Raw genomic sequence first — 22,900 nt, forward strand, 5'->3', positions numbered from 1 at the left:
CCGCGCCGGCCGGTTATTGGCCATGAGATTCGCGCAGGCCGGTTTCCGGCGGCGCCGCCGGTTGTTTCGCGGCGGTGACGAAGAGGTCGGGCGTGTTACGCGTCCATGAACGGGCCCGGGCGCGCGACGCGCCCCGTCCGGGATCCGCCGGCCCGCGGGCCGGACGGCTTACACGGCCTCGGCGGCCTCGGGCAGGCGGGAGGCGAGGAGGTCGGTGAGGCGGACGACCTCGGCGACGTCGCCGTATTCGCGGGCAGCGGTGTCGACGGTCTTGCGCAGGCGGGTGTTCACCCGTTCGGAGCGCACCTTTCGCGCCACGTCGAGGGCCTGGTCCACGAGGACGGTGGCCTGCTCGGGTTCGCGCTGGAGGAGGTGGACGGTGGCCATCCCGACGAGGTTGAGGGCGTACGAGCGCTGGTGCACCTCGTCCTTGGCGAAGAGGTCGACGGCCTTCTGCATGACCGGTTCGGCGAGCGAGGCGTAGGTGGGGCTGCGGCCGGCGACGTAGGCCAGGTCGCGGTAGGAGTGGGAGTTCTCCCCGTTGAGTTCGGCCTCGGAGAAGAAGCCGATCCAGTCGGGCTCGGGCTCGTCCGCGAAGACGATGTCGGAGAAGGTGTCCTCGGCCATCCGGACGGCCCGCTTGCAGCGGCTGGGCTGGCCCATGTTGGCGTAGGCGCGGGCCTCCATCGCATACAGCATGGCCTGGGTACGGGGGCCTGCGCAGTCGCGGCTGCCGTACTGGGCGAGGTGGATGAGTTCCAGGGCGTCCTCGGGCCGGCCGAGGTGGATCATCTGGCGGCTCATGTTGGAGAGGATGTACGAGCCCAGGGGTTTGTCCCCGGCCTCCTTGGCGGCGTGCAGCGCGAGGACGAAGTACTTCTGGGCGGTGGGGTGCAGGCCGATGTCGTAGCTCATCCAGCCGGCGAGTTCGGCGAGTTCGGCGGCGACCTTGAAGAGGCGCTTCGTCACGGGCGCCGGGTGGTTCTCCTGGAGCAGGTCGGTGACCTCGTGGAGCTGTCCGACGACGGCCTTGCGGCGCAGGCCGCCGCCGCACTGGGCGTCCCACTGGCGGAACATGACGGTGGTGGCTTCGAGGAGGTCGAGTTCCGGTTCGGACAGCCGGGGCGGCCGGTGTCCTCCGAGGCCCGTCGGCCCGCCCTCGGGGCGGAGCCCCGGGTCGGCGACGGGGACCGGCACGAGCCAGCGCTGCATGGGTTCGATGAGGGCGGGGCCGGCGGAGAGGGCGAGCGAGGTCCCGAGGAAGCCCCGGCGGGCGAGCATCAGGTCGCTGCGGGAGAACTCGCTGAGCAGTTCCACCGTCTGCGGGCCGGCCCAGGGCAGGTCGACGCCGGAGACGGAGGGCGTCTGGTGGGCGGTGCGCAGGCCGAGCTGTTCGATGGCGACGACGGAGCCGAAGCGTTCGGAGAACAGTTCGGACAGGATCCGGGGCACCGGTTCGCGGGGCTGTTCGCCGTCCAGCCAGCGACGCACGCGGGAGGTGTCGGTGCTGATGTGGTGGGCGCCCATCTGGCGGGCCCGGCGGTTCACCTGACGGGCGAGTTCGCCCTTGGACCAGCCGCTGCGGACGAACCAGGAGGTCAGCTGGTCGTTGCGGTCGGCCGGGTCCCCGCTCGTACCGCTCGTTCCGCTTGCGCCACTGCCGCTCACTGGAACGCCCCCATCCGCATCGCGTCTTCACACGAAACCCTGGCCGGGACGGCCACCTCCGCCGGCGACCTTCACAGGTCCTCCACGGATTGCCTCCGGCATACCCACGGCCTGCCCAGCCCTTCGGGCTCGTGCACCGAAAGTAATCCTACGATCACCCCGTCGGCGAGGTCGATTCCAGAAACGCCACCATTCGCCACCCCTTCGAATGAACTCGCCACCGGCCAGGCGCGATTCACTTGACACGACGGCGAAACGGAACGGTTGGACGGGAGTGCGCCGGGGCGCGCGCGGCGAGGAGTGCGCCGTCGCCCCCCGGTGGAAGGCGCACCGCACCCGGTCTCCGAGGAGGTCTCGCCGACGTCGTAACCACCGACGCGTCCGACCCGTTGGAGGGGGCATGGGCATGGGCTTCACGATCGGCGGCAGCCGCAGCACCAAGGAGTTCCGTTCCGGCGCCCGGCGCCGCGGACGGACCTCCGAGTGCACGGCGGTGGCGGAGTACACCGGACTCTGGGGCTGGGACGCGGTCCCCGGGGCCCGTGCCGCGGCTCCGGCCCGCGACTGCTCCTGCGGTCATACGAACTGCGGTGCGCCGGGGGCGCATCCGCTGGACTTCGCTCCGACCGTGCCCGCGGGCGCCACACTCGACGAGGTCGCGGAGGTCTGGGGCGAGTATCCGGGCGCCTCGATCCTGTTGCCCGTCGGCCGCTCCTTCGACGTCATCGAGGTCTCCGCGGAGGCGGGCCGCCGGGCCCTGGTCCGGCTGGAGCGGATGGGCCTGCCGCTGGGCCCGGTCACCGTCACCCCCGACCGGCGCGCCCAGTTCTTCGTCGCCCCGGGGGCCGCCGCCGAACTGCCCCGGCTGCTGTACCGCATGGGATGGGACGACGCCGATCTGGACCTGCGGGCCCTGGGGCAGGGCGCCTTCCTGACGGCCCCGCCCAGCGACCACGCGGGCCTGGGCCCGGCCGAATGGCTGCGCCCGCCCGCGCTGGACCGCGCGGGCGGTCCCCCGCAGGCCCGCCTGCTGCTCGGCACCCTGGCCTACATCTGCCACCGGTTCCGCCACTGAACTTCCGCCCCGTGCGGCGCGACGGCGCCGTGTTGCACCGTGCCCCCGCGTCCGGATCGGACGGCGGGGGCACGGGTGCGCGCGGGGGTCGGTGCGCGGGGGTCGGCGGGGGCTGCGTACGGGGGCGGTCGGAGCGGGCGGGGCGGGGACACGTACCGGCGGTCTCCCCGGGGGTGCTCAGTCGCCGATGAGGGCGTCGACGAACGCCTCCGGCTCGAAGGGGGCCAGGTCGTCCGGGCCCTCGCCGAGGCCGATGAGCTTGACCGGGACGCCGAGCTCGCGCTGGACGGCGACGACGATGCCGCCCTTGGCCGTGCCGTCGAGCTTGGTCAGCACGATGCCGGTGATGTCCACGACCTCGGCGAAGACGCGCGCCTGGGTCAGGCCGTTCTGGCCGGTCGTGGCGTCGAGGACGAGCAGGACCTCGTCCAGCGGGCCGTGCTTCTCGACGACGCGCTTGACCTTGCCGAGCTCGTCCATGAGGCCGGTCTTGGTGTGCAGGCGGCCGGCGGTGTCGATGAGGACCACGTCCGCGCCCTCGGCGATGCCCTCCTTGACCGCGTCGTAGGCGATGGAGGCGGGGTCGCCGCCCTCCGGGCCGCGCACGGTGCGGGCGCCGACGCGCTCGCCCCAGGTCTGGAGCTGGTCGGCGGCGGCGGCGCGGAAGGTGTCCGCGGCGCCGAGCACCACGCTGCGGCCGTCGGCGACCAGGACGCGGGCCAGCTTGCCCGTGGTGGTGGTCTTGCCGGTGCCGTTGACGCCGACGACCATCACGACGGCCGGGGTCTCGACGCCGCTCTCGGTCTTCACGGCGCGGTCGAAGTCGGTGCCGACGAGGGCGACCAGCTCCTCCTTCAGCAGGGCGCGCAGCTCGGCGGGGGTGCGGGTGCCGAGCACCTTGACCCGCTCGCGCAGGCGCTCCACCAGTTCCTGGGTCGGCGCGACGCCGACGTCGGCGATGAGGAGGGTCTCCTCGATCTCCTCCCAGGTGTCCTCGTCGAGGTGCTCGCGCGAGAGCAGCGTGAGCAGCCCCTTGCCGAGCGAGTTCTGGGACCGGGCGAGGCGCGCGCGCAGCCGGACCAGGCGGCCGGCGGTGGGCTCGGGCACCTCGATCTCGGGCGCGGCCGGGGCCTCGGGTTCGGCGACGGCGGGCGCCTCGGGAGCCGCAGCCTCCGCTTCGGGGAGGACGACCTCCTCGATCGTGCGGCGGGGTTCTTCCGCCGTCGGTGCGGCGTCCTCCCCCACCTGCGGTTCGGCGGGCGGGGCAGTGATGGTCGGCGTGCTCGGCGGCGCCGTGGGGGGCAGCTGCTTCTTCTTGCGGCTGCTGACCACGAGCCCGCTGATCGCGCCGACCGCGACCAGGGCGATGACTACGGCAAGGATGAGGATTTCCATAACGCTCCCAGTATCGGCCACCCCCACCGACCTTTCGGAGGAGCACAGGAGGGTATTAGTCCTCTATTTGTGGTTTTCAGGGCGAATCTACGATGATGGGCGACTCCCCCTTCCTCCCCCACGGAGTAGCGCATGCCTGCCGAGCCCGCCGAAGGCGCGATATCGCCCGCCCTCGACCGTGCCGTGGACCACACCGCCGAGAAAGCCGTCGAGACCCGCGGGCTGGAGCCCGTGCCCGACGAAGAGCGTGGCGGGCGGGTCCGCGAGCTGGTTCCCACCTGGGTCGCCGCGAACATCAGCGTGCTGCTGCTGACCATGGGCGCGGGTCTGGTGATCTTCAACAAGCTCAACATCTGGCAGGTGCTGGTCGTCGCGCTGGCGGCGCCCGTGCTCTCGTACGGGATCGTCGGGCTGATCTCCATCGCGGGCAAGCGCGGCGGGTCTCCGGGCATGGCGCTGTCACGGGCCGTCTTCGGGCAGCGCGGCAACCTCTTCCCCGGGTCGCTGATCTGGGTGGCGCGCTGGGGCTGGGAGACGATCAACGCGGTCAGCGGCGCCTACGCCGTGCTGACGGTGCTGGACCTGCTCTTCGGGATCAAGAGCAACACCCCCCTGATCGTCGTCACCCTGCTCTTCTTCGTGGGCTGCACGTTCGTGGTCTCCGGGCTGGGGATCAACGCGCTGCGCGTCTGCTCCACGTGGTCGACGTACCTCTTCGGCGGTTTCAGCGTGCTCGTGCTCGGCTACCTGGTCTTCACCACGGACTGGGCCGCCGTCCTCGACAAGCCGGCCGGTTCCACGGCGATGATGATCGCCGGCATCGGCACGATCGCGGCGGGCGGCATCAGCTGGGTCCCCTCCGGTCCGGACTTCACCCGCTACCTGCCCCGCACCGCCTCGTCCAGGGCGATGGTCGGCGCGACGATCGGCGGCGCGGGCGTGGTCGTCCTGCCCATGGTGCTGATGGGCGCCGTGATGGCCGTCGGCACCCCGGACCTGGCCACCGCCCAGGACCCGGTCTCCTTCATCGGCGAGCTGCTGCCGACCTGGATCGCGGTCCCCTACCTGCTCATCGCGCTCGTCGGCATGCTGCTGATCAACTCGATGTCCATGTACTCGGCCGGCTTCACCGCGCAGACCCTGGGCATCAAGGTGCCGCGCGCCTGGGCCGTCAGCGTCAACGCCGTCATCAGCCTGGTCTTCGGCTTCCTGCTGATGGTGGTGGCGACCAGCTTCTTCGGCTCGTTCATCTCCTTCCTGACGCTGCTGGCGGTGGCCTTCTCCGCGTGGATCGGCGTCTTCGGCGTCGACATGCTCCGCCGCACGACCTACGACGGCCCCGCGCTGCTCGACACCACCCCGACCAGCGCCTACTGGTACAAGGGCGGTTTCGCCTGGCAGGCGATGACGGCCTGGGGCGTGGCCCTGGTGGTGGGCACCCTGTTCACCGAGGTCGACTGGTTCACCGGGCCGCTGGCCTCCACCTGGATCGGGCAGAACGGGCTGGGCTGGGTCGCGGGCATCCTGACCTCCGCCCTGCTGTACGCCGTGCTCCCCCGCACGCCCGCCCCGCCGGCGCCGGCCGCGGCGGGCGACGCGGCCCGCGAGCCCGCCGGATCCCTGTCCAACTGACGCTACGTCAGCTAACGTCCCCCTTCGCCCACCACCACCTCCGGCGAAGGGGGACTCCTCCATGCCCATCACCGTGGCCCGGTTCAATCTCGTCGACCCGAACGGCACTCCCGAGAGCCTCTCGGCCCGTTACCGGGAGGCGCTGGAGATGACGCGCTACGCGGACGAGCACGGGATCGACACCGTCCAGACGGAGGAGCACCACGGGACGGACAACAACTGGATGCCCTCCCCGTTCGCCTTCGCGGGCGCCGTCTTCGGCGCCACCCGCCGGATCGCGGTCACCGTCTCGGCGATCATCGGCCCGCTGCACGACCCGCTGAAGGTCGCCGAGGACATCGCGGTGCTGGACCTGCTGAGCGGCGGGCGCCTGGTCACGGTGGCGGGGATCGGCTACCGGCCGCGGGAGTACGAGCAGCACGGCGTGGAGTGGGGTCGGCGCGGCCGGCTCCAGGACGAGCTGCTGGAGACCCTCCTGGCGGCCTGGACCGGCGAGCCGTTCACCTTCCGCGGCAGGACCGTACGGGTGACCCCGCGCCCCTTCACCCGGCCGCATCCGCTGCTCCTGGTCGGCGGCAGCTCCGAGGCCGCCGCCCGCCGGGCGGCCAGGCTCGGCCTGCCGTTCTTCCCCAGCGCGCACCTGCCGGAGCTGGAGGCGTACTACGTCGAACGGCTGGCGGAGTACGGGACGGAGGGCTTCTGCATGATGCCCGCCCCCGAGACCCCGCTGCTGCACGTCGCGGAGGACCCGGACCGGGCCTGGGCGCTCTACGGGCGGCACTTCCTGCACGAGGCGGCGACGTACGCCTCCTGGCAGTCGAAGGACATCCGCAGCGCGGTGCGCTCGGGCGCCCGCACGGTCGAGGAGCTGCGCGCGGAGGGCGTCTACCGGATCCTGTCCCCGGAGCAGGCGGTGGAGTTCGCCCGGGGCGCGGGCGAGGCGGGGAACCTGGTGCTGCACCCGCTGTGCGGGGGCATGCCGCTCGACGAGGGGTGGCGCAGCCTGCGCCTGCTGTGCGAACAGGTGCTGCCCCGGCTCAAGGACTGAGCGGGGGCAGCACCCGGGGAGGAGAGGGGTGGTGGCGGGGGATGGTTACCCCATCTCCTCCAACGCCTTGCCCTTGGTCTCCGGCACCCATTTGAGGATGAAGGGGATCGAGAGCACGGCGAAGACGGTGTAGATGACGTAGGCGCCGGACAGGTTCCAGTCGGCCAGGGTCGGGAAGCTGACGGTGATCAGCCAGTTGGCCACCCACTGGGCCGCCGCGGCCACGCCGAGGGCGGCGGCGCGGATGCGGCCGGGGAACATCTCGCCGAGCAGCACCCAGACCACCACGCCCCAGGAGAGGGCGAAGAAGAGGACGAAGAGGTTGGCCGCGACCAGGGCGACGATGCCCTGGGTGTGCGGCAGGGTGACGTCCTCCCCGGTGCCGGTGGTGAAGGAGAACGCCCACGCGGCGGTGCCCAGGGAGAGGGCCATGCCCACCGAGCCGATGAGGGCGAGGGGCTTGCGGCCGAGGCGGTCCACGAACACCATCGCGATCACCGTGCCGATGATGTTCACGACGGAGGTCTCGAAGGAGTACAGGAACGAGGCGCTCGGGTCGATGCCGACCGACTGCCACAGCGAGGAGCTGTAGTAGAAGATCACGTTGATGCCGACGAGCTGCTGGAAGACCGACAGGCCGATGCCGATCCAGACGATGGGCAGCAGCCCGAACCGGCCGCCGAGCAGGTCCTTGAAGGTGGACTTGTGCTCGGAGCGCATCGCGTGGTCGATCTCCGCGACCCGGGCGTCGACGTCGATGCCGGTGCCCTCGACCTCGGTGAGGACCTTCTTGGCCTCGGCGGTGCGCCCGACGGAGATCAGGAAGCGCGGGGACTCCGGGATCGCGAAGGACAGCAGGCCGTAGAGGGCGGCGGGGACGACCATCACGCCGAGCATCCACTGCCAGGCCTCCAGGCCGGCGAGGTCGCCGCGCTGGTCGCCGTCGGCGAGGTTGAGGATGCCCCAGTTGACGAGCTGCGAGACGGCGATGCCGATGACGATCGCGGCCTGCTGGAAGGAGGCGAGCCGGCCGCGGTAGGCGGGCGGGGAGACCTCGGCGATGTAGGCGGGGCCGATCACGGAGGCCATGCCGATGCCGAAGCCGCCGACGACCCGCCACAGGGCGAGGTCCCAGAGGGCGAAGGGCAGGGCGGAGCCGATGGCGCTCGCGGTGAAGAGGACGGCGGCGATCTGCATGCAGCGGATGCGGCCGATCCGGTCGGCGAGCCGGCCGGCGGTGGCGGCGCCGAGGGCGCAGCCGATCAGCGCGGCGGCGATGACCTGGGCGAGGGCCGAGGAGCCCACGTCGAAACGGTCCCGGATGGCGACGACGGCGCCGTTGATGACGGAGCTGTCGTAACCGAAGAGGAAACCGCCCATCGCGGCGGCAGCGGTGATGAAGATGACGTGCCCGAGGTGTTCGGGCTGCGACGCGCGTCCGCCGCCGGGCGGTACCTGCGCTGTGCTGCTGGTCAAGGTGAGCTCCGTGGGGGGTTTTGTCCGTTCTCCTTAGTGGCGCACAGGTAAAGATCGGGCACCACTCGAAGTCGGGAGACAGCGGAGCGAGCCTATTCGTTCATTTCCTGAAGTCAATACTTCGTAAGAAGGTCGTGTTACCTGACTTCTCCGGTGATTGAGTTCAGCTCTTGAACCCGAAGGGGCGCAGGCGCCGGTCCGGGGGGTCAGCGCAGGCGCTGGCTGATGACCTTCGAGACCCCGTCGCCCTGCATGGAGACGCCGTACAGGGCGTCCGCGACCTCCATCGTCCGCTTCTGGTGCGTGATGACGATCAGCTGCGAGCTCTCCTGGAGCTCGACCATCAGCCGGATCAGCCGCTGGAGGTTGGTGTCGTCGAGCGCGGCCTCGACCTCGTCCATCACGTAGAAGGGGCTGGGGCGGGCCTTGAAGATGGAGACCAGCAGCGCCACGGCCGTCAGGGAGCGCTCGCCGCCCGACAGCAGCGACAGCCGCTTGACCTTCTTGCCCGGCGGGCGGGCCTCGACGTCCACCCCGGTCGCCAGCATGTCGTCCGGGTCGGTGAGCACGAGCCGGCCCTCGCCGCCGGGGAACAGCCGCGAGAACACCCCCTCGAACTCCCGGGCGGTGTCCCGGTAGGCCTCGGTGAAGACCTCCTCCACCCGCCGGTCGACCTCCTTCACCACCTGAAGGAGGTCGGCCCGCGTCTTGCGCAGGTCGTCCAGCTGCTCGCCGAGGAAGCGGTGGCGCTCCTCCAGCGCCGCGAACTCCTCCAGGGCGAGCGGATTGATCTTGCCGAGCTGCTGATACGCGCGCTCCGCGGCCCGGAGCCGCTTCTCCTGCCGTTCGCGTACGAAGGGGCCCGGCCGGTTGCGCGGGTGCTCCGGATCCTCCGGCAGCTCCTCCCCCTCGGCGGGGGGCGACGGCGGAACGGGCTGGTCGGGGCCGTACTCCGCGACGAGCGCGGCCGGCTCCACCCCCAGCTCCTCCAGCGCCCGCGTCTCCAACTGCTCGATCCGCAGCCGCTTCTCGGCGCCCAGCACCTCGCCGCGGTGCACCGAGTCCGTCAGCCTGTCCAGCTCGTCCTTCAGGTCGCGCCCCTGCCCGCGGGCCTCGCCGAGCTCCTTCTCCCCCGCCTGCTGCGCGGACTCCGCCGCCGCGCGCTCCCCTTCCGCCCGACCGAGCGACACCTGGAGGTGCGCCAGCAACTGCCGCGCCCCGTCGGCCACGGCCCGGCCCACCGCGGCCTCGTGACGCAGCCGCAGGCGCCGCCGCTCGGCCCGCGCCCGGGCCTCGCGTTCGGCCCGCGCGCCCCGGTCCAGCGCGTCCGCCCGACCGGCCAGGCCCTTGACCCGTTCCTCGTGCGTACGCAGTTGGAGCCGGGCCTCCATCTCCGTCTGCCGGGCGTTCGCCCCGTCGGCCGCGAGCCGGTCCCGCGCGGAGCCGTCGGGCTCCTCGGCGACGGGCATCTCCTCCACCGCCGCGAGCCGCTCCGCGCACTCCTCCACCTCGATCCGCGTCCGCTCCAGCGTCTCCTGCGCCGAGGCCGCGGCCCGGGCCGCGCGTTCGGCCTCGCCGGCGGCCCCCTTCGCCTGCCCGGAGAGCCCTCCGAGCCGCTGCGCCACGCCCGCGCGGGCCCGCTCGCCGGCGCGGCGGCGCTCGGCCGTCTCCTCGACCCGGGCGGCCGAGGCGGCGCGGTGTTCCCGCGCCGCCTCCTCGGCCCCGGACAGTTCCCCGCAGCGGGCCTCCAGTCGCTCCAGCTCCGCGGCGGCCTCGTCGACGGCGGCCCGGACCTCGATGAGGCTGGGCGCGCCCGCGGAGCCGCCGTGCGCGAAGTGCGCGCCGAGCACGTCCCCGTCTGCGGTGACCGCGACCAGCCCGGGGTCCTCGCCGACCAGCGCCTCGGCCTCCTCCAGCGAGCCCACCACGACGTGGTCGCGCAGCAACCGGGCCACGGCCCGGCACAGCTCGGCGTCCCCGCCGACCAGCGAGGCGGCCTCCCGACCCACCACCGCCGTACGGGTGAACCCGCGCGCGGCGGCGTGCGCCGCGCCGGCCGCCGCCTCCGCGCCGCGTGCCGGCGCGGGCGACCCGGCGTCCTCGGGCACGGGCTCGCCGGCCGCCGCCGGGACCGGGGCCCGACCGGCCGTCCCGGGCGAGGACTGGCCCGGGAGCAGCGCCGCGGGCGGCGCGACCAGGAACCCGGCCCGCCCCGCGTCCGTGTCCCGCAGGTGGCGGATCGCCGCGGCGGCCGCCCCCGGCGAGGCCACGGCCACCGCGTCGGCGGCGACCCCCAGCGCGGCGGCCACGGCGACCTCGTGGCCCGGGGCCACCGTCAGCCGCTCCGCCGCCGGACCGAGCAGCCCGACCAGCCGTTCGCGCGCGGCGAGCACCGCGCCCGTACCGTCCTTGCGCCGCAGCCCGAGCGCCAGGGCGTCCCTGCGCGCCGCGACGGCCGCGCGGGATCGCTCCGCCCCGGCCAGCGCCTCCCGGGCCGCGCCGAGGACCGCCTCCGCCTCGACCAGCTCCGAGCGGGCCCGCTCGTGCTCCCCCTCCGCGTCGGGGTCGTCCAGGCCGTCGACCTCCTCGGCCAGCGCCTCGTACTCCTCGCGGGCCGCCACCGCCCGGGCCTCGGCCTCGTCCCGGGACGCCACGAGCCGCTCGATCTCCGCCTGCGCGGCGCCCGCCCGCGAGCGGGCCGCGCCCAGACGCCCCGTCAGTCGGGCCAGCTCCTCGCGCCGGTCGGCGAGGGCCCGGGCCGCGTCCCGCAGGCGCCGTTCCTCCTCGGCGAGGGCCCGCTCCAGCTCGGCGCGGTGCCCGGAGGTGTCCTCCAGCGCCCGCCCGGCCGCCTCCAGGGCCGCCGTCAGTTCGGCCTCCTGCTCCCGGATCCGGGCCGCCTCGCGCTCCATGTCCTCGGGGTCGCGACCCCGGCGCTCCTCCTCCACCGGCGCCGAGGCGCTGCGGACGCGCGCCTCGGCCAGGGACTCGGTGCCCCGGACCCGTTCGGCGAGCTGCGAGAGTTCGTACCAGGTCTGTCGGGCCAGCTGGAGCCGGGGCGCGAGCCGCCGTACGGTCTCCTCCAACTCGGCTTCGCGCCGCGCGGCCTCCGCGAGTCGGCGCTGCGCCGATTCCCTGCGCTCCTTGAGGGCCGCCTCGTCGGCGATCTCCGCGTCCAGGGCGGTGCGCAGCGACACCAGGTCGTCGGCGAGCAGCCGCAACCGGGCGTCGCGCAGGTCCGCCTGGATGACGGCGGCGCGGCGGGCGACCGCGGCCTGGCGCCCCAGCGGCTTCAACTGGCGTCGCAGTTCGTCGGTGAGGTCCTGCACCCGTGCGAGGTTGGCCTGCATCGCGTCGAGCTTGCGCAGGGCCTTCTCCTTGCGCTTGCGGTGCTTGAGGACGCCCGCAGCCTCCTCGATGAAGGCGCGGCGGCCCAGCGGATCGGCGTGCAGCACGGAGTCGAGCCGGCCCTGCCCGACGATGACGTGCATCTCGCGGCCGATGCCGGAGTCGGAGAGGAGTTCCTGGATGTCGAGGAGCCGGCAGGTGTCCCCGTTGATCTGGTACTCGCTGCTGCCGCCGCGGAACATGATCCGCGTGATGGTGACCTCGGCGTACTCGATGGGCAGCGCGCCGTCGGAGTTGTCGATGGTGAGGGAGACCTCGGCGCGGCCCAGCGGCGGGCGGCCCGTGGTGCCCGCGAAGATGACGTCCTCCATCTTCCCGCCGCGCAACGTCTTGGCCCCCTGCTCCCCCATGACCCAGGAGAGCGCGTCCACCACGTTGGACTTGCCCGATCCGTTCGGGCCCACGACACAGGTGATCCCCGGTTCGAAGCGCAGGGTCGTCGCGGAAGCGAAGGATTTGAAGCCACGCAGGGTCAGGGACTTGAGGTGCACGCCGCCGGACTCTACCTCTCGCGTTCGGTTTCGCCCGTGAAGGTGCAGGGCACACCAAACGCCAAAGGAAAGGGAACCCCCGAAAGAACGAAGGGACGCCGGAGCGTCCCTTGCAGATCAAGCGGGGCTGGAATCGGGTGACGAATGCGCGCGGATCAGGTGAGCGCAGGCTCCGCCTGGGGTACGTCGAGGTCGATGCTGTCCAGCAGCGAGTCTCCGTGCTGAGCGGCGGCCGCGTTCAGTGCGTCGTTCTCGGACTGGATTCGCCCGAGCTCGGACTCGAGGTCCTGGACGCGCTGCTGAAGCCGTCGCATCTCGGCGAGGAGTCGCGGGTCGGAACCGCCGACGTAACCGAGAAGCGCCTTTGCCATGATGGATGGTCCTCCACACTGAGTGACCGACCGAAGCGGTGTGGGTCGTGAGGGAATCGCACCCGCGGATGTCCGACAGCGACTGTCAGTCACTGCGCTTGGTACTGCCAACACTGCCAAACAGCTCAGGTGCGCGGGGCTTCCAGCGTCTCACCAAAAAGTTTGACGGTCAACACGATCACGCCCCGTATCGGCGGGCAGCCCGGCCCGCACAAGGGGCGCAGAGATCATCCTCGTCTCCGAGCCTTCCACGGATCGAGCGGGACGGCAACGCCTCGTCGGTGAATGCGCAGTTCCGACCGCATGCGGACCGTCCCGCGATCCGATCAGTTCATGATCGGTCGATTGATCACCGGATCGCGAAGCCGTCGTAGCCGCCGCGCGGCGTCCCCCAGATCTCCGTCACCCCGTCCACCCTCCCGGGCGTGTCGCCGGAGCGCAGCCACTCCAGCAACCGGTGGCAATTCTCACGTTGACCTTCGGCGACCACCTGCACTCGACCGTCGTCGAGATTGAGCGCGAAGCCGACCATCCCGCCGATCTCCAGGGCATTGGCCCTGGTGAACCAACGGAAGCCCACTCCCTGTACACGACCGCGCACCCACGCGGTCATGCGGACATCTTCATTCATGCGTGAACGCTAACCGGGCAAACGAATTCGTGGATCATCGCCCCCCTGGCGTATTGGGCTACAGTCCCCCACCAGCACATCGCCCGTTCGGGTGAGCAAAGAACGACTTCGCAGGAAAGGGCGGCCGCCGATGGGACGCCACCGACTCCCCTCCCCGCCGCACGGCGGCGGCAGGCGCCGCGCCGTGGTCCGGGGAGGCCTGCTCGGCGTGTCCGTCGCCGTGGCCCTCGGCACGGCCGCCGTCACGACCGGATTCGTCCCGGTCGGCGGTTCCTTCCCCTACGTCGGCACGGACTCGGCGGGCGAGCCGCAGGCGCGACCGAAGCCCTCGGCGAGCGCCGCGGACCGGGCCCCGGTGGAGCAGGGCGGCCTCGCCAACCTGTCCGGCCGGGTGTCGGGCGGCCCCAATCCGGTCGGCCCGTCGGCCTCGAAGGCCCCGTCGGCCTCCGCGTCCGCCTCCGCCACCGCCTCCCCGTCGGCCTCACCCTCCCCGTCGGCCTCACCCTCCCCGTCGGCCTCGGGATCGCCCTCCCCCGCGACCTCGCCGGCCCCGGCCGCCTCCCCCGTCGCCAAAGAGCCGACCAAGGAGCCGGCCAAGGAGCCGGAGCGGCCCCCCACGACGCGGGCCCCCCGGCCGCCGGCCCCGAAGCCGCCGGCGCCCGAGCCCTCCCCCTCCGCCTCCGAGTCCGCCCCCGCGGACGGGCAGGCCGCCGAGGCGGCGGCCGTCCTCGCCTTGGTGAACCAGGAGCGCGCCCAGGCGGGCTGCGTCGCGGTCCGGGCCAACCCGCCGCTGGCCGCGCTGGCCGGGGCCTTCAGCCGGGACATGGCGGCGCGGGGCTTCTTCGACCACACCGACCCGGACGGGAACACCCCGTGGAAGCGGGCCGAGAACGCCGGCATCGGCGGTCTGGGCGGCGAGAACATCGCCCGCGGTCAGGGTGACGCCGCCTCCGTGATGCGGGCCTGGATGAACAGCCCGGGCCACAAGGCGAACATACTCAACTGCGAATTCCGCACCATGGGCGTCGGCGTCCACTTCGGCGCCGGCGGCCCCTGGTGGACCCAGGAGTTCGGCTTCTGATCGCCCCGGGTCGCCTGCTTCGGCGGCCTCGGCCGATCGACCCGCTCAGGCCGCGACGAGCGACAGCGCGGCGCGCCCGGCGAGGAGCACGCGCGCGTGCTCCGCGACCCTGCGGCCCAGGTGCTCGGCGGTCGCGACGTCCGCCGCGTGCACCGCGTCCACACCCCCGTCGGAGTCGGTCTGGGCGGCGGCGCCGGAGAAGAAGCCCAGGCGGTTGAGGTCGTCCTCGGAACCGGTGCTGGAGTTCCAGCCCGGCTTCAGGCCCAGGTTCACCCAGCTCATGGAGTGCTGCGCGGCCAGCGTCTGGAAGTACTGGAGCGTGTGGAGCTTGTCGCCGCTCTTCGAGCCGGAGTTCGTGAACCCGGCGGCCACCTTGTCCTGCCACACGTCGCCGAACCAACGCTTCGAGGTGGCCTCGGCGAAGACGTGGAAAGCGCCGGACGCGGTGCCCATGTAGGTCGGGGAGCCGAAGACGATCGCGTCGGAGGCGTCGAGCAGCGCCCAGCCGGCCTCGTCGATCTCGTCGACCTTGATCAGGTGAACGGTGGCCCCGGTGGCCGCGGCGCCGGCCCGGACGGCCTCGGCGACGACGGCGGTGTGCCCGTAACCCGAGTGGTAGGCGATCGAGACGACGGGGGTGGGGGTGGTCGCGGACATGGTGGTGCTCCTCAGGGGTGGTGCCAGGCGTGGGGTGGCGTCGCCGAACCGAGCGGCGACGAGACCAAGAGAAGCACTAACTTTTTGAAAGCGCAAGCAGACGGTTAGCGCTACCCGGAGGTACGCTTGACGTCATGGAGACCCCTGTCCGCACCGAAGCACCCTCACCCGAACTGCCGTTCGACGTCTTCGCGCGCGCCTGTCCCTCGCGGGAGACCCTGGAGCACGTCACCGGCCGCTGGGGCAGCCTCACCGTCGGCGCCCTGCGCGAAGGGCCCTGCCGCTTCAACGAGCTGCGCCGCCGCGTGGACGGCGTGAGCGAGAAGATGCTCTCGCAGACCCTGCACGCGCTGGAGCGCGACGGCATCGTCCTGCGCGAGGCGCAGCAGACGAACCCGCCGCGCGTCGACTACGAACTGACCCCGCTCGGCCGCGAGGTCGCGGACCGCCTGCTCGCCCTGATCCACTTCCTGGAGGGCAGCATGGACGAGGTCCTGGAATCCCGGCGGTCCTACGACGCCGCGCGCGGCGACCGCTGACAGCGCGGGCAGAAGTAGCTGGACCGGTTCATCCAGGCCCGCCGCCGCATCGGGGTCCCGCAGCGGCGGCACGGCTCGCCCTCGCGCCCGTAGGCGTCGAGGGACCGGTCGAAGTACCCGGATTCGCCGTTGACGTTCACGTAGAGGCTGTCGAAGCTGGTGCCGCCCACGTCCAGCGCCGCGGTCATGACCTCGCGCACGTGGGTGAGCAGCTCCACGCTCTTGGGTCGGGTGAGGGAGGCGGTGGGCCGCTCGTAGTGCAGCCGGGTGCGCCACAGCGCCTCGTCGGCGTAGATGTTGCCGACGCCGCTAATCAGCGACTGGTCCAGGAGGGCCCGCTTGACGGTGGTGCGCCGGGCCCGCAGCGCCAGGTGGTAGGCCCCCTCGTCGAACAGGGGGTCCAGGGGGTCGCGGGCGATGTGCGCGATGACGTCGGGCAGGTTCTCCGCGCTGCCGGGGACCGTCTCGTGCAGCGAGAGCCCGCCGAAGGTCCGCTGGTCGACGAAGCGCAGCTCGGTCCCGGCGGCGTCGTCGAAGCGCACCCTGATCCGCAGGTGCTTCTCGTCGGGGGCCCCGGCCGGCTGCACCAGCAGCTGCCCGCTCATCCCGAGGTGCCCGAGGACGGACAGCTCGCGTCCCTCCAGCGGCAGCCACAGGTACTTGCCGCGCCGCATCGGCACGCCGATGGTCTGCCCGGCCAGGCGGTCCGCGAAGTCGGCCCCGCCCGCGAGGTGGCGGCGTACGGCCCGGGGGTGGAGCACCTCGACGGACGCGACGGTGCGACCGGCCACCCACCGCTCCAGTCCGCGGCGCACCACTTCGACCTCGGGCAGCTCGGGCACGGTGTTCCTCCGGGGGGATGGCAGTGGACGCGGTGCGGGGAACAGAAGACCCCGCCGCACCGGGGTGCGACGGGGTCACTGTAAAAGAAAGCGATCAGGCTTCCGGAGTCGGGTCGGCGGGCGTCGGCGTCCCGTCTCCCTCCGCCGGAGCGGCTTCGGTCGCGGCGGAGGCCGCCGCGATCCGCTCGTCCGCGGCGGCGCGGATCCCGCGCCAGGCGGACTCCGCGGCCTGCTGTTCCGCTTCCTTCTTGCTGCGGCCGGTGCCGGTGCCGTACGAGACACCACCGACGCGGGCGGCAGCGGTGAAGGTCTTCTCGTGGTCCGGACCGGTCTCGGTGACCAGGTACTCCGGAACACCGAGGCCTTCGGCGGCCGTGAGTTCCTGGAGACTGGTCTTCCAGTCCAGGCCGGCACCGAGGTTGGAGGACTTCTCGATGAGCGGGTCGAAGAGCCGGTGGACCAGCTCCGAGGCCGCGTCGAGGCCCTGGTCGAGGTAGACCGCGCCGATCACCGCTTCCAGGGTGTCGGCGAGGATGGAAGCCTTGTCCCGGCCACCCGTGCCCTCTTCGCCCCGGCCCAGCCGGATGAAGGAGCCGAGTTCGAGGCCGCGCCCGACCTCCGCCAACGCGCGCGAGTTGACCACCGCGGCCCGCAGTTTGGCCAGCTGGCCTTCCGGCAGGTCGGGGTGGGTGGTGTACAGCGTGTCCGTGACCACCAGGCCCAGCACGGAGTCCCCGAGGAACTCCAGGCGTTCGTTGGTGGGCAGACCGCCGTTCTCGTACGCGTACGAACGGTGGGTCAGCGCACGCACCAGAAGGGCGGACTCGAGTCGATACCCGAGCCGCCCTTCCAGAAGCGTGTGGGACGAGGCCGCGTTGTTACTGTCTGCCTGCTTCTCAGCGTTGGACAGCTCAGACATTGCGCCTCTCACCAGCCGCTCAGACCTCGAGGACCTGGCGCTTGTTGTAGGTGCCGCAGCTCGGGCACGCGATGTGCTGGAGCTTCGGCTCCTGGCAACGCTCACACGAAACCAGGGTGGGGACCGCAGCCTTCCACTGCGACCGGCGGTGGCGCGTGTTGCTGCGCGACATCTTCCGCTTCGGAACAGCCACGGCTACTTCTCCTGCTTCTCGGCGGCGCTCTGAACTCCGTCAGACGCAGTGCCGCTCATGTTGTCCTTCTCGACGCCCTGATCGGTGACGAGTCCTTGCAATGCCGCCCAACGGATGTCGACGGCGTCATGGTGGTGGTCCGGGTCGTCGTTCAGGCCGAGCCCGCAATCGGGGCACAGTCCGAGACAGTCCTCCCGGCACACCGGCTGCATGGGCAGTGCGAGCACCACCACATCGCGCAGCACGGGTTCGAGGTCGAACAAGCCGTCCTCGAGGAAGAGCGTGTCCTCGTCGTCCTCGGCGTCGTCGGCCGGCTCCGCGTGAGAGCGGCCCCGGTCGTCGGCGTCAGGGTACGAGAACATCTCCTGGAAGTCCGCCTTGAGCTCACGCTCGACGGCCTCCAGACACCTTACGCACTCTCCGGCGGCCGAGCCACGGACGGTGCCTGTGACGAGCACCCCTTCCATGACCGACTCCAAGCGGAGGCTGAGCTTCAACGGGGTGCCTTCCGGCACTCCGATGACACCGGCGATACCGAGGTCCGCCGGCGCGTCGATCTCGCGGGAGAGCCGCTGCATGGCACCAGGACGCCGACCCAGCTCGTGCGTGTCGAACACGAGGGGGTTGCGGTGGTCGAGGCGGGTGTTCAGGGCCGTTCCTGCTTTCACAGATCGCTGAAGATCAAAGACCTGCCGCGCAAACGAAGGCCGCTTACGGGCAGCATGGATCGCGGTGCATACGCGCGACCGAAGAGCCAGGATACCCGGCGATGCGCCCTGCGCCCAATCCGGGCTAACGCCCCTGCTCGTACCGGCGCAGCTGCTCCAGATCGATCATGCTCGTGTCGAAGAAGCCGGTCTCCTCCGCCCCGGGCCCCGGCCGGGGGGCGGCGTACGGGTCCGACTGGTACCCCGCCCCGTAGGGCTGCTGCCCGTAGGCCTGACCCGCGTAGGTCTGGCCGTCGTAGGTCTGACCGGCCTGCCCGGCGTGGTTCTGCCCGGCGTGGGCGTGGTCCGCGTAGCCCTGACCGGCGTACGTCGGGCCCGCGTAGGGGTTCTGGGCGGCGTACGGGTCCTGGCCGGCGTACGCGTACGTCTCCTGCCCGCCGTAGACCTCCTGCCCGGCGGCGACGGGCTGCGGCTGCCCGGCGTACGGGGCGTGTACGTCGTAGGGGTCGTACGCCGACGGGGCCCCGGCCGCGGGGAACGCGGGGGCGGGATCCGGCTCGGCCAGGCCGGCCAGGAAGTCCGCGTCGCTGACCGCACGGGCCCCCCGGCTCCCGGCCGCCTCGGCGCCGAGGTCGTCGGTGGGCACCCGGCCCAGCAGCTTCAGCCGACCCCGACCGACGGCCTCCAGGGTCTTGGTCAGCACCGCCTCGAAGGTCGCGAGCTTGGTGTCGACGTAGGCGTCCGCCCGCTCCCGCAACACGCTCGGGTCCTCGCTCCGCTCGGGGACGTGCGGGTCGGGGACGCCCTGCTCGTCGAGGCCCGGGCCGCGCCCGAGGAGCTTCTCGCGGCCCCGGCCCACGGAGCCGATGGTCTTGCCGAGGACGACCTCGAAGTTGGCGAGCTTGCTGTCGACGTACTCGTCGGCCTCGGCCCGGATCCCCTCGGCCTCCCGACGGGCCTCCTCCAGGATCCGGTCCGCCTCGGCCCGCGAGCGCCGCGCGATCTCGGTGTCGGAGACGAGCGAGCCGCGCCGGGCGTGCGCGTCCTCGATGATCCGGTCCGCCTCGCGGCGGGCCTCCTCGACCATCCGCTCCCGCCCGCCGATCACCTCGCGCGCCTGGGCGAGGGAGCCGGGGAGGGCCTCGCGCAGCTCTTCGAGACGTTCGAGGAGCTCCGCGCGGTTGACGACGCAGGAGGCCGACATGGGCATGGACCGGGCGCCGGCGACGGCCGCGACGATCCCGTCGAGCTTCTTCTGTACGTCCATAGTCGCTCGTACTCTCCCTGCCCCCGGGTGGGGTTCCCGGGACGGCCGCAACGGCTGAGGGGACGACTGTAGGGCCGCGGGGAGGGGCGGCGGGGCGGTCCGAACGAAGCTCACCCGGACCGCCGTCGGATCACCTCTCGCCGAGCCGCTCGACCAGGGCCGCGTGCACGTGCGCGGGCAGCAGGTGGGCGACGTCCCCGCCCCAGGCCGCGACCTCCTTGACCAGGGAGGAGGACAGGAAGCTGTAGGTCGGGTTGGTCGGCACGAACAGCGTCTCGACGCCGGACAGACCCATGTTCATCTGGGCCATCTGGAGTTCGTAGTCGAAGTCGCTGACGGCGCGCAGGCCCTTGACGATGGCGGGGATGTCCCGCTGCTTGCAGAAGTCGACGAGCAGGCCGTGGAAGGACTCGACCTCCACGTTGCCGTAGTCGGCGGTCGCCTCGCGGATCAGTTCGATCCGCTCCTCGACGGTGAACAGCCCCTTCTTGGACTGGTTGATCATCACGGCGACGTGGACGACGTCGTAGAGCCTGGAGGCCCGACCGATGATGTCGAGGTGCCCGTTGGTGATGGGGTCGAAAGACCCCGGACAGACGGCGCGGCGCAACTGAACTCCCTCGATCTCCCGTGCGGGCATCATGACTCTTCGTGGCCGTGGACGGCGCGCCCGTACCAAAGGGTGCCTTCGCCGTACTTGCGCGACCGCAACGGCTCGAACCCCTCCGGCCACGGGAACGGACCGCTCCTCGTGCTGCGCTCCACGGTGACGAGCGCGTCCGTCGTGATCCAGCGATTGGAGCGGAGTGTGAGGAGGATCTCGCCCAGTTCGGCGTGCTCCACGGCGTACGGCGGGTCCAGGAAGACGATGTCGTACGGGTCCCCCTGGGCGGTCGCGGCCACGACCTGTTCGGCCTTGCCGGCCCGGAATTCGGCGCCCGGCAGGCCGAGCGTCCTGATGTTGTCGCGGATCGCCTTGGCGGCCTTGGCGTCGGCCTCGACCAGCAGGGTGTGGTCGGCGCCGCGGGAGAGGGCCTCCAGCCCGACTGCACCGGAACCCCCGTAGAGGTCGAGCACGCGGGAGCCCGCCACGCCGTGCAGCGACTCCCAGGTGGAGAAGAGCCCTTCGCGCATCCGGTCGGAGGTCGGGCGGGTGCCGGTGCCGGGCGGCACGGCCAGCCGCCGCCCGCCGGCGGTGCCGGCGATCACGCGGGTCATCTGGGGTCCTTCGCTGGGTGGGGGCGCGCGGGGGCGCGCGGAGGTGGTCTCGGGCCAACGATAGGTCGTCGCGCCCCGGAACGTCCGGGGCGGCCCCGCCCGCTCCCGTCGCCCGCCCCGCTCAGCCCTTCTCCAGGTACTGCTCCCGCTCGGTGTCCAGCAGCGCGTCGAGGGCGGTGCGCAGTCCGGGCAGGTGTTCCAGTTCGGGATCGGCGGCGACCACGCGCGTGGCCTCCTCGCGGGCCTGGGTGATGACCTCCTCGTCCTCGATGACGGCGAGCATGCGCAGGGAGGAGCGGACGCCGGACTGGGCCTGGCCGAGCACGTCGCCCTCGCGGCGCTGTTCGAGGTCGATGCGGGAGAGCTCGAAGCCGTCGAGGGTGGCGGCGACCGCGGCGAGCCGGGCGCGGGCGGGGCTCGCCTCGTGCATCTCGCTGACCAGCAGGCACAGGCCGGGGGCGGAGCCGCGGCCGACGCGGCCGCGCAGCTGGTGGAGCTGGGAGACGCCGAACCGGTCGGCGTCCATGATGACCATGACGGTGGAGTTGGGGACGTTCACCCCGACCTCGATGACGGTGGTGGCCACCAGCACCTTGACCTCGCCGGCGGCGAAGCGGCGCATGACGTCGTCCTTGTCGGAGGGGTCCATCCGCCCGTGCAGGACCTCGACGGAAAGCCCGGCGAGGGGGCCGCCCACGAGCTGCTCGGCGATCTCCAGCACGGCGAGCGGGGGCCTGCGGTCGTCGTCGCCCTCGGCCTGCTTCTTCTTGGGCTCGTCCTCGCCGTCGCCGATGCGCGGGCAGACGACGTACGCCTGGTGGCCGTTCTCCACCTCTTCGCGGACCCGTTCCCAGGCGCGGGCGAGGAAGTGCGGCTTGTCCTTGGCGGGGACCACGTGGGTGGCGATCGGGGAGCGGCCGGCGGGCAGCTGGTCCAGGACGGAGGTCTCCAGGTCGCCGAAGACGGTCATCGCCACGGTGCGCGGGATGGGGGTGGCGGTCATGACGAGCAGGTGCGGGGGCTGCTTGCCCTTGGAGCGCAGGGCGTCGCGCTGTTCGACGCCGAAGCGGTGCTGTTCGTCGACCACGACCAGGCCGAGGTCGTGGAAGCGCACCTTGTCCTCGATGAGGGCGTGGGTGCCGATGACGATGCCGGCCTCGCCGGTGACCAGGTCGAGCAGGGCCTGGCGGCGGGCGGGCATCCCCATGGAGCCGGTGAGAAGCACCACCTTGGTGCCGCGGTCGGCGCCGCCGAGCATCCCGCCCTCCGCGAGCTCGCCCATCATCTCCGTGATCGAGCGGTGGTGCTGTTGGGCGAGGACCTCGGTGGGCGCGAGCATGGCGGCCTGTCCGCCGCAGTCCACGACGGCGAGCATGGCCCGCAGCGCGACCATCGTCTTGCCCGAACCGACTTCCCCCTGGAGGAGGCGGTGCATGGGGTGGCTGGTGGCGAGGTCGTCGAAGATCTCCTTCGAGACGGTGCGCTGGCCCTCGGTGAGGGTGAAGGGCAGCTTCGCGTCGAAGGCGTCGAGGATGCCGCCGGAGGCGGGGCGGCGGGGGACGGCCGGCAGCTGGGAGTCGGCGTGGCGGCGGCGGGCGAGGGCGACCTGGAGGACGAAGGCCTCGTCCCACTTGAGGCGTTGCCGGGCGTCCTCGATGTCGGCCTTCGTGGCCGGGCGGTGGATCTTGAGGAGGGCCTCGGTGAGGGGGATCAGGCCCCGGCCCTCGCGCAGGGCGGGGGGCAGGGGGTCCACGGTCTCCCGGGCGGAGGGCAGTACGGCGTCGACCGCCTTGGAGATCTTCCAGGACTCCAGCTTGGCGCAGGCCGGGTAGATCGGGATGAGTTGGCTCGCGAAGGCCGCCGCCGCGTCCCGGTCGGAGGCGTCCGCGCCGAGGAGTTCGTAGGCGGGGTGCGAGAGCTGGAGCTTGCGGTTGAACATGCCCACCTTGCCCGCGAACATCGCGCGGGTGCCGGGCAGCAGGTCCTTGTGCGGCTTGTGGACGCCCGCTCCGAAGAAGACCAGCTGGAGGCGGCCGTTGCCGTCGGTGATGGTGACCTCCAGGCGTTTGCCGCGCCCGCCGTTGAAGGTCAGGATCCGGGCGTCGGCGACCTGGGCGACGACCGTCACGTGCTCGTCGAGCTGGTCGGAGAGCTCGACGAGCGGCGTCAGCTCGCCGCGCTCCGCGTACCGCCGCGGGTAGTGGTGGAGCAGGTCCAGGGCCGTGTGCAGGCCGAGCTGTTCGGCCAGCACCTTGGCGGTGGCGGGGCCGAGGGTCTTCTTGAGGTCTTCGTCGAGCGCGGGCACGTGTTCCATTGCACACCAT

Annotated in this window: 20 protein-coding genes; 5 read left to right on the forward strand and 15 right to left on the reverse strand. The window is 72.2% G+C overall.

Annotated elements, in window-relative coordinates; genetic code table 11:
* Positions 1-168: 168 nt before the first annotated feature.
* A complete protein-coding gene (nsdA, locus tag ACZ6ZI_RS13865; RefSeq protein ID WP_363057538.1) occupies positions 169-1,668 on the reverse strand; it encodes a transcriptional repressor NsdA in 1,500 nt (499 codons plus the stop codon).
* 406 nt (positions 1,669-2,074) lie between these two features.
* Here nsdA and ACZ6ZI_RS13870 point away from each other — a divergent pair, with 406 nt between their 5' ends.
* The gene (locus tag ACZ6ZI_RS13870; protein WP_469519803.1) at positions 2,075-2,743 is read left to right on the forward strand and encodes a bifunctional DNA primase/polymerase; all 669 of its coding nucleotides are present in this window, start codon (positions 2,075-2,077) and stop codon (positions 2,741-2,743) included.
* Positions 2,744-2,920: 177 nt separating this feature from the next.
* On the opposite strand, the gene ftsY is transcribed toward ACZ6ZI_RS13870, so the two are convergent.
* Positions 2,921-4,138 carry a signal recognition particle-docking protein FtsY gene (gene ftsY / locus ACZ6ZI_RS13875; RefSeq protein WP_363057542.1) on the reverse strand — a complete coding sequence of 406 codons (1,218 nt, stop codon included), beginning with the start codon at positions 4,136-4,138 and terminating at the stop codon, positions 2,921-2,923.
* Between the two features lie 132 nt (positions 4,139-4,270).
* On the opposite strand from ftsY, the gene ACZ6ZI_RS13880 reads away from it, so the two are divergent.
* Both ACZ6ZI_RS13880 and ACZ6ZI_RS13885 read left to right on the forward strand, forming a co-directional pair.
* Entirely contained in the window at positions 4,271-5,770 is a 1,500-nt protein-coding gene (locus ACZ6ZI_RS13880) for a cytosine permease (RefSeq protein ID WP_469519807.1), read from the forward strand.
* A 61-nt stretch (positions 5,771-5,831) separates the two neighbouring features.
* Positions 5,832-6,818: an LLM class flavin-dependent oxidoreductase gene (locus tag ACZ6ZI_RS13885; RefSeq protein ID WP_363057546.1), complete on the forward strand. Its 987-nt coding sequence runs from the start codon at positions 5,832-5,834 to the stop codon at positions 6,816-6,818.
* A 45-nt stretch (positions 6,819-6,863) separates the two neighbouring features.
* On the opposite strand, the gene ACZ6ZI_RS13890 is transcribed toward ACZ6ZI_RS13885, so the two are convergent.
* The 4 genes from ACZ6ZI_RS13890 to ACZ6ZI_RS13905 form a co-directional block, all read right to left on the reverse strand.
* Complete coding sequence (locus ACZ6ZI_RS13890; RefSeq protein ID WP_469519810.1) at positions 6,864-8,294, reverse strand: sugar porter family MFS transporter; 1,431 nt, start codon at positions 8,292-8,294, stop codon at positions 6,864-6,866.
* Positions 8,295-8,500: 206 nt separating this feature from the next.
* Positions 8,501-12,190 (reverse strand): AAA family ATPase, encoded by a 3,690-nt coding sequence (locus tag ACZ6ZI_RS13895; RefSeq protein ID WP_469519812.1) that lies wholly within the window; start codon positions 12,188-12,190, stop codon positions 8,501-8,503.
* Positions 12,191-12,345: 155 nt separating this feature from the next.
* The gene (locus ACZ6ZI_RS13900; protein WP_030227372.1) at positions 12,346-12,561 is read right to left on the reverse strand and encodes a hypothetical protein; all 216 of its coding nucleotides are present in this window, start codon (positions 12,559-12,561) and stop codon (positions 12,346-12,348) included.
* Positions 12,562-12,910: 349 nt separating this feature from the next.
* Positions 12,911-13,192, reverse strand: coding sequence for an acylphosphatase (locus ACZ6ZI_RS13905; protein WP_363057552.1), 282 nt, complete (start codon positions 13,190-13,192; stop codon positions 12,911-12,913).
* Between the two features lie 130 nt (positions 13,193-13,322).
* Here ACZ6ZI_RS13905 and ACZ6ZI_RS13910 point away from each other — a divergent pair, with 130 nt between their 5' ends.
* Positions 13,323-14,273, forward strand: coding sequence for a CAP domain-containing protein (locus ACZ6ZI_RS13910; RefSeq protein ID WP_469519816.1), 951 nt, complete (start codon positions 13,323-13,325; stop codon positions 14,271-14,273).
* A gap of 45 nt (positions 14,274-14,318) precedes the next feature.
* On the opposite strand, the gene ACZ6ZI_RS13915 is transcribed toward ACZ6ZI_RS13910, so the two are convergent.
* Positions 14,319-14,930, reverse strand: a complete 612-nt coding sequence (locus tag ACZ6ZI_RS13915) for a flavodoxin family protein (RefSeq protein WP_363057556.1) — start codon at positions 14,928-14,930, stop codon at positions 14,319-14,321.
* A gap of 134 nt (positions 14,931-15,064) precedes the next feature.
* On the opposite strand from ACZ6ZI_RS13915, the gene ACZ6ZI_RS13920 reads away from it, so the two are divergent.
* A complete protein-coding gene (locus ACZ6ZI_RS13920; RefSeq protein WP_469519819.1) occupies positions 15,065-15,469 on the forward strand; it encodes a winged helix-turn-helix transcriptional regulator in 405 nt (134 codons plus the stop codon).
* On the opposite strand, the gene mutM is transcribed toward ACZ6ZI_RS13920, so the two are convergent.
* The 8 genes from mutM to recG all read right to left on the reverse strand — a co-directional run bounded on the left by mutM (position 15,442) and on the right by recG (position 22,890).
* Positions 15,442-16,311 (reverse strand): bifunctional DNA-formamidopyrimidine glycosylase/DNA-(apurinic or apyrimidinic site) lyase, encoded by an 870-nt coding sequence (gene mutM / locus ACZ6ZI_RS13925; RefSeq protein WP_469519823.1) that lies wholly within the window; start codon positions 16,309-16,311, stop codon positions 15,442-15,444. The genes ACZ6ZI_RS13920 and mutM overlap by 28 nt on opposite strands.
* Before the next feature lie 94 nt (positions 16,312-16,405).
* Positions 16,406-17,230, reverse strand: coding sequence for a ribonuclease III (gene rnc, locus ACZ6ZI_RS13930; protein ID WP_363057562.1), 825 nt, complete (start codon positions 17,228-17,230; stop codon positions 16,406-16,408).
* A gap of 19 nt (positions 17,231-17,249) precedes the next feature.
* Positions 17,250-17,423 (reverse strand): 50S ribosomal protein L32, encoded by a 174-nt coding sequence (gene rpmF / locus ACZ6ZI_RS13935; RefSeq protein ID WP_003965982.1) that lies wholly within the window; start codon positions 17,421-17,423, stop codon positions 17,250-17,252.
* Between the two features lie 2 nt (positions 17,424-17,425).
* Complete coding sequence (locus ACZ6ZI_RS13940) at positions 17,426-18,073, reverse strand: YceD family protein (RefSeq protein WP_363057616.1); 648 nt, start codon at positions 18,071-18,073, stop codon at positions 17,426-17,428.
* Positions 18,074-18,215: 142 nt separating this feature from the next.
* Positions 18,216-19,358, reverse strand: coding sequence for an ATP synthase F0 subunit B (locus ACZ6ZI_RS13945; RefSeq protein WP_469519827.1), 1,143 nt, complete (start codon positions 19,356-19,358; stop codon positions 18,216-18,218).
* A 130-nt stretch (positions 19,359-19,488) separates the two neighbouring features.
* Positions 19,489-19,968, reverse strand: coding sequence for a pantetheine-phosphate adenylyltransferase (gene coaD, locus ACZ6ZI_RS13950; protein ID WP_363057618.1), 480 nt, complete (start codon positions 19,966-19,968; stop codon positions 19,489-19,491).
* Between the two features lie 29 nt (positions 19,969-19,997).
* The gene (gene rsmD, locus ACZ6ZI_RS13955) at positions 19,998-20,576 is read right to left on the reverse strand and encodes a 16S rRNA (guanine(966)-N(2))-methyltransferase RsmD (RefSeq protein ID WP_469519830.1); all 579 of its coding nucleotides are present in this window, start codon (positions 20,574-20,576) and stop codon (positions 19,998-20,000) included.
* A gap of 121 nt (positions 20,577-20,697) precedes the next feature.
* Complete coding sequence (gene recG / locus ACZ6ZI_RS13960) at positions 20,698-22,890, reverse strand: ATP-dependent DNA helicase RecG (protein WP_469519832.1); 2,193 nt, start codon at positions 22,888-22,890, stop codon at positions 20,698-20,700.
* Between the last annotated feature and the right edge of the window lie 10 nt (positions 22,891-22,900).

The organism is Streptomyces sp. NPDC103540 (genome assembly GCF_055584445.1).

Bases quoted from the DNA above. Each gene is read 5' to 3' on its own strand.
- ACZ6ZI_RS13870 (WP_469519803.1), top strand. From the start codon at position 2,075: ATGGGCTTCACGATCGGCGGCAGCCGCAGCACCAAGGAGTTCCGTTCC.
- ftsY (WP_363057542.1), bottom strand. From the start codon at position 4,138: ATGGAAATCCTCATCCTTGCCGTAGTCATCGCCCTGGTCGCGGTCGGC.
- ACZ6ZI_RS13880 (WP_469519807.1), top strand. From the start codon at position 4,271: ATGCCTGCCGAGCCCGCCGAAGGCGCGATATCGCCCGCCCTCGACCGT.
- ACZ6ZI_RS13885 (WP_363057546.1), top strand. From the start codon at position 5,832: ATGCCCATCACCGTGGCCCGGTTCAATCTCGTCGACCCGAACGGCACT.
- ACZ6ZI_RS13900 (WP_030227372.1), bottom strand. From the start codon at position 12,561: ATGGCAAAGGCGCTTCTCGGTTACGTCGGCGGTTCCGACCCGCGACTC.
- ACZ6ZI_RS13905 (WP_363057552.1), bottom strand. From the start codon at position 13,192: ATGAATGAAGATGTCCGCATGACCGCGTGGGTGCGCGGTCGTGTACAG.
- ACZ6ZI_RS13910 (WP_469519816.1), top strand. From the start codon at position 13,323: ATGGGACGCCACCGACTCCCCTCCCCGCCGCACGGCGGCGGCAGGCGC.
- ACZ6ZI_RS13915 (WP_363057556.1), bottom strand. From the start codon at position 14,930: ATGTCCGCGACCACCCCCACCCCCGTCGTCTCGATCGCCTACCACTCG.
- ACZ6ZI_RS13920 (WP_469519819.1), top strand. From the start codon at position 15,065: ATGGAGACCCCTGTCCGCACCGAAGCACCCTCACCCGAACTGCCGTTC.
- rnc (WP_363057562.1), bottom strand. From the start codon at position 17,230: ATGTCTGAGCTGTCCAACGCTGAGAAGCAGGCAGACAGTAACAACGCG.
- ACZ6ZI_RS13945 (WP_469519827.1), bottom strand. From the start codon at position 19,358: ATGGACGTACAGAAGAAGCTCGACGGGATCGTCGCGGCCGTCGCCGGC.
- rsmD (WP_469519830.1), bottom strand. From the start codon at position 20,576: ATGACCCGCGTGATCGCCGGCACCGCCGGCGGGCGGCGGCTGGCCGTG.
- recG (WP_469519832.1), bottom strand. From the start codon at position 22,890: ATGGAACACGTGCCCGCGCTCGACGAAGACCTCAAGAAGACCCTCGGC.